Genomic DNA, 5540 nt, shown 5'->3' on the forward strand with positions numbered 1-5540 from the left:
TACGAATATCGAATGTTCAAATGATAAAAACCAACAGCTTAAAACAGGATGTTTCTGTCATTGATGCATTTAGGGTTTTGGTCATTGTTTCGGATTTCGAGCTTCGGATTTCCTGAACGAAAACTTGGTTTTCGTTCGGGCACTGATATTGTCTGTTCGGTTACTCATTGTCCGGGCCCGGGTATGGGCGGGCGGTGCGGCAATGAATGGTTTACATCATTTCACAGATAAGGTATAGAGACCCGGTTTGCGGAAGACAGGTCACAGGGCAGTGACAGAAATTTGCCGGAAAGACTTTTTTCCAGGCAGCAGCCGGCAACCCGAAAGGTTGAAAAATCAGGCATGGAGGTCACATGAAATCCGAAAAGGTGGGCCAGCGGATCAAGGCGTTTATGGCCGAAAAAGAAATCGACATGGACGAGCTGGTGCGGCGCACTGAGCTGTCCCCCGAATTTTTGCATTCCGTGGTGGAGCAAAACGTTTATCCATCCCTGGGTCCTTTGCTCAAAATCGCCCGGGCCCTGGAAGTGCGGCTGGGAACATTTCTGGATGACCAGATCAGCCGGGATCCCCTGGTGATGCGCCGGGCTGAGCGAAAAAACGAGCTGAGCATGCTCCGGGGCAGGGACAAGCCCGTGGATCTCAAATTCTATTCCCTGGGAAAAGGCAAAAGCGACCGGCACATGGAACCCTTTTATGTGGAGATCCTGCCTGAGTCCGCAGAGGAAAAGCATTTGTCCAGCCACGAGGGAGAGGAGTTTATCGTGGTGCAGCAGGGCGAGGTGGAAGTGATTTACGGCGATGAGACCTATCGTCTGGGCGAGGGCGACAGTATTTATTACAACTCCATTATTCCCCATTGTGTCAGCTGCCTGGGTGAGACGCCCGCTGCCATCTATGCGGTGGTCTACATTCCCAGATAGGAGGCGGTTATGGACAATCAATTGCGCACCATCACCATGGGCCAGCTTTTAGATGAGGCCGTGGCCGGTCATCCCGACAATGATGCGCTGGTATATGTGGATCGGGATTTCCGCATGACCTACAGGGAATTTGCTTCTGTGGTGGACCGGCTGGCAAAGGGACTGATGGCCATGGGCGTGGCCAGGGGCGAAAAAGTGGCCATCTGGGCCACCAATATTCCGTACTGGGTGGCCCTGCAGTTTGCCACAGCCAGAATCGGGGCGGTTTTGCTAACGGTCAACACCAATTACAGAAGCGATGAACTGGCTTATCTGCTGCAGCAGTCGGAATGCGAAAACCTGTTTTTAATTGACGGTTACATGGATACCGATTATCTGCAGACCGTCTATGACCTGGTGCCAGAGCTCCGGTCCCAGGACAGGGGGCAGCTCAATGCCCCGGGTTTTCCGCACCTGAAGCGGGTGTTTTTTCTGGGAATGGAAAAACACAGGGGCATGTATGCCCTGCCCGAGGTCATGGCAGTGGGGGATCTGGTCTCTGAATCGGATTACAGGGACCGCCAGGAGCAACTCGATGCTCATGACGTGGTCAATATGCAGTACACTTCAGGCACCACCGGGTTTCCCAAGGGAGTGATGCTGACCCATTACAACATTGTCAACAACGGGTTCTGGATCGGGGAGAATCAGAAATTTTCCCCAGCCGACCGGGTTTGCCTGCCGGTTCCCCTGTTTCACTGCTTTGGTTGCGTTCTGGGGGTGCTGGCGGCTGTCAGCCATGCCGCAACCCTGGTGGTACTGGAAAAATTCGATCCGGTCCAGGTCATGGCCGCAGTGGAGCAGGAGAAATGCACAGCTCTTTATGGTGTGCCCACCATGTTTATTGCCATTCTGGACCACGGACTGTTTGACAAGTTTGATTTCTCCTCGCTTCGCACCGGCATCATGGCCGGCTCGCCCTGTCCGGTACACGTGATGCGGCAGGTCATTGACAGAATGTATATGCATGAAATCACCATTTGCTACGGGCTCACCGAAGGCTCCCCGGTGATCACCCAGACCATGCCCGGAGATGACATGCGCCGGCGAACCGAAACTGTCGGCCGTCCCATGCCCCATATCGAGGTCAAAATCACGGACCCGGAAACCGGGGAGGAAAAAGGCCCGGGCGAGCAGGGCGAGGTGTGCTGCCGGGGCTATAATGTCATGCGCGGCTACTACAACATGGCCGAGGCCACGGCCAAAACCATTGATGCCGACGGCTGGCTGCATACCGGTGATCTCGGGGTGCTTGATGCAGACGGGTATCTGGCCATCACGGGCAGATACAAGGACATGATTATCCGGGGCGGGGAAAACATCTATCCCCGGGAGATCGAGGAATTTCTCTATCAGCTCGAAGGAGTGGTCGATGTGCAGGTGGTGGGCGTGCCCAGCAAGAAATACGGTGAGGAGGTGGGCGCCTTTGTGATCAAGAAATCCGATTCAGACTTAACCGGGCAGGATATCCGGGATTTCTGCCGGGGCCGGATCAGCCGCTACAAGATTCCCAAACACGTTGCCTTTGTGGATGGCTATCCCATGACCGCCAGCGGCAAAATCCAGAAATACAAGCTCCAGGAGCTTTCTGTGGACACGTTTCCCGGGCCGGACCGGATCCGGCCGTAACGGATGCAAAGCCATACGCACAACCGGACAAGGCATTGGCGGCCGGCCGTAGCTGCCTTGTCCGGTGATGCAAAAAATTTTCAAACCATTTTATACGCCGCTGGTATCTATCCAGATATCGGCTTCACTGCCGCATCGGGTGCAGACGGCATGCCCGGCAACCGTGCCGGGTTTTTTTTCCTTTAGCACCTTTGCCTGTTCCATCTCTTCTTCCGGTTTGTCCTCTTCGGGAACCAGGCTGCAGGTGATCATCATTTCCGCCTCATTGCCGCATTTTTCACATTCACATACCTGCTTGAATTTTTTTTCAGGCATAACCGCCTCCGTTTAAAGGGTGTTTTCAGGTGTAAGCTTTACAAACTAAAAATACATCCTTTTAGCATGATGTCAAGCAATTGCACTGCGGCCCGGGCCATGAAAAACCCCGGAGCTATTGATTGATGCCAAAACAATCATTGCAAAATCAGTTAGGATACGATTATTCTGGGATCAGCCATTCTTGGTTCCGGCGTTTTGTATTCGCGGATAACGCCAACTGTTGTTTGTTGACCTGCTTTTTTTCTGCCCACCCCAAAGGCTGCAAGGAGGCATGATGTCTATGGAACAACCCGCTTTTACCGCATTGATTTCCGGCTATTCTTTTCTGGAAGCACCTCGCTGGCACGATAACAGGTTATGGCTTTCGGATTTTTATCTGAAACAAGTCATTGCCGTTGACCCGAACGGAGGAGTGGAGGTTATTGCCGAAGTGCCCGGCCAGCCTTCCGGGCTGGGCTGGCTTCCTGACGACTGCCTGTTGATTGTGTCCATGACAGATCGCAAGCTTCTGCGGCAGGAAAAAGACGGAAGTCTTGTCGAGCATGCGGATCTGTCTGAAGTGGCCGGCGGTCATGCCAATGACATGGTGGTGGACAGCCAGGGAAGGGCTTATGTGGGCAATTTCGGCTTTGATCTCATGGCCGGTGCTCCCCTGCAGACAGCCAGTCTGGCCCGGGTCGAATCCGACGGAACCGTGAGCGTGGCCGCAGAAGACCTGTATTTTCCCAATGGTTCCATGATCACCCCGGACGGCCAAACCCTGATTGTCAATGAAACCTTTGCCAACCGCATCTCTGCCTTTGATATCCGGGCTGACGGGTCTCTTGGTTCCCGCCGGGCCTGGGCGGTTCTCGGCCCCATGCCCAAAGGGCGGGAGCTGGCCGAGATCATTCCCCAGGCAAAAGTGGCGTCTGACGGCGGTGTCCTTGATGCAGAAGGGGCTGTATGGCTGGCAGATGCCATTGGCAACCGTGCCCTGCGGGTGGCAGAGGGCGGCAGGATTCTTGATGAGATTTCCACGGGCGGACAGGGCGTATTTGCATGCACCCTGGGCGGGGTTAACCGTCAGACCCTGTATTTGTGCGTGGCTCCGGATTTTGCCGAGCACAACCGAAAGGCCGCCCGGGAGGCCGCCATCTGGGCGGTGGATGTGGATGTTCCGGGCGCGGGGCTTCCCTGATAAAATCGTATAAAAAAAGCCGGCAAAACCGGATCAAAAAGAAAAAAGCGGGGATGCCGGCAGGCTTTTGCCTGACATCCCCGCTTATGGACTGCGTTGTTTCAACCGGTTGCAAAACTCCGGCAGTTCGGTTTGAATAAATGCCGGAGTTTTTCGGCGGTTTGTTCTACTTGACCAGTTTGATTTCCACTCTGCGGTTCAGGGCCCGCCCGGTTTCCGTGTCATTGTCGTATTCGGGATTGGCTTCCCCGTATGCTTCAATATCCATTTTCATGAGATCCGGGTCAACACCCTGTGATTTCAGGTAATCCGCCACGGCATTTGCCCGTTGCTTTGACAGCTTCATGTTATACTCTGCTGATCCCTTGCTGTCTGTATGGCCTTTTAAAATGATTTCTTTGCCGGGATTGGCTTTGATGATTTCAACGGCTTTATCCAGATTGTTTTCATATTGGGATTTAACCTGACTGGAGTCAAAATCAAACAGGACATTGCCGATAACCGGGGCCTTTTCAGCCGGTTTTTCCTTAGGCGTGGGTTTGGGTTCGGCTTTGACCCGGCGGGTTTCATAAAACACTTTCTCGATAAATGCCTGTCTGCCGGCATCATCTGCCAGGGTGTTGGCTTCGGTGGTGGTGGAGCAGGACTGGACGCGCGCCATCTGATTGACCAGGGCCTTTTCTTCAGGGCTCTGGGCCAGGCTCAGGAAGTGAAAGCAGACGCGGTCGCCGTATTTGTCATCAAGTTCCTGTAAAACACCCACCGGATCCGGGCCGCGATTGGATTCCCCGTCTGTTACCACGATAACGCCGACCCTGTCTCTGAGCCGGGACAAGGGGCCATCAAGGCTTTTCAGGTCCTGTCCCATCGGGGTTTGCCGGTCAAAAATGGGAAACTCAACAGGCATGGCTTCAAAAGAGCCTTTCAAACCCTGGTGTCCCTGGGTTCCGGCCGGAAGATATTTCTTATAAGGGCCGTAAGTATAAACACCGAACCCGGCTTCCAGCTCCGGCAGATCCTGGCTGACAGCGATCAGCAGGTCTCTGGCAGCCTGGCTTTTGGGCATTTCCATGGGTTTGTAGTCAAAGCCCATGGACCCGGAGTTGTCCATGAAAAAAACAAAGTTCTCCGCCTTTGGCACAATTTTTGTTTTGGTTTGCGCAAAACTCTCACCTGCCAGAAATGTGACAAATATGGCAGAAAGAATGATTACACCTGTTTTTACAATAGGTTTCATGGCGTTGCTCCTTTTTTGGGAAAAAATGTCAATAAAGTGTTTGCTTCAAATTTTTGCCCGGTGAATTTTTGTGACAGGCCCTCCTTGCGTATAAGGTGACGCATTTGTGGTAAATAAATTTGATGGCGCCGTAAAAAGTCCAATATCTGCGTTACGCGCAATTTCTCAGAATTTCACGTACGGATAAGTACGCTGCATTCTTCGAAATTGCGCA

5 protein-coding genes are annotated in these 5540 nt (G+C 53.2%); 3 read left to right on the plus strand and 2 right to left on the minus strand.

The annotated features are described in order from the left end of the window. Positions 1–353 precede the first annotated feature (353 nt). Both ACTCIA_RS15960 and ACTCIA_RS15965 read left to right on the plus strand, forming a co-directional pair. Entirely contained in the window at positions 354–923 is a 570-nt protein-coding gene (locus ACTCIA_RS15960; RefSeq protein WP_463002798.1) for a cupin domain-containing protein, read from the plus strand. Positions 924–932: 9 nt separating this feature from the next. After that, positions 933–2591: an AMP-binding protein gene (locus tag ACTCIA_RS15965; RefSeq protein ID WP_463002799.1), complete on the plus strand. Its 1659-nt coding sequence runs from the start codon at positions 933–935 to the stop codon at positions 2589–2591. 90 nt (positions 2592–2681) lie between these two features. Here ACTCIA_RS15965 and ACTCIA_RS15970 read toward each other — a convergent pair whose 3' ends face one another. Next, complete coding sequence (locus ACTCIA_RS15970; protein WP_463002800.1) at positions 2682–2906, minus strand: hypothetical protein; 225 nt, start codon at positions 2904–2906, stop codon at positions 2682–2684. Positions 2907–3189: 283 nt separating this feature from the next. Here ACTCIA_RS15970 and ACTCIA_RS15975 point away from each other — a divergent pair, with 283 nt between their 5' ends. Next, positions 3190–4089 (plus strand): SMP-30/gluconolactonase/LRE family protein, encoded by a 900-nt coding sequence (locus ACTCIA_RS15975; protein ID WP_463002801.1) that lies wholly within the window; start codon positions 3190–3192, stop codon positions 4087–4089. A gap of 166 nt (positions 4090–4255) precedes the next feature. Here ACTCIA_RS15975 and ACTCIA_RS15980 read toward each other — a convergent pair whose 3' ends face one another. Next, positions 4256–5326 carry an OmpA family protein gene (locus tag ACTCIA_RS15980; protein ID WP_463002802.1) on the minus strand — a complete coding sequence of 357 codons (1071 nt, stop codon included), beginning with the start codon at positions 5324–5326 and terminating at the stop codon, positions 4256–4258. Positions 5327–5540: the final 214 nt, after the last annotated feature.

It is taken from the genome of Desulfosalsimonas sp., assembly GCF_055149105.1.

Bases quoted from the DNA above. Each gene is read 5' to 3' on its own strand.
- ACTCIA_RS15980 (WP_463002802.1), bottom strand. From the start codon at position 5,326: ATGAAACCTATTGTAAAAACAGGTGTAATCATTCTTTCTGCCATATTT.
- ACTCIA_RS15960 (WP_463002798.1), top strand. From the start codon at position 354: ATGAAATCCGAAAAGGTGGGCCAGCGGATCAAGGCGTTTATGGCCGAA.
- ACTCIA_RS15965 (WP_463002799.1), top strand. From the start codon at position 933: ATGGACAATCAATTGCGCACCATCACCATGGGCCAGCTTTTAGATGAG.
- ACTCIA_RS15975 (WP_463002801.1), top strand. From the start codon at position 3,190: ATGGAACAACCCGCTTTTACCGCATTGATTTCCGGCTATTCTTTTCTG.
- ACTCIA_RS15970 (WP_463002800.1), bottom strand. From the start codon at position 2,906: ATGCCTGAAAAAAAATTCAAGCAGGTATGTGAATGTGAAAAATGCGGC.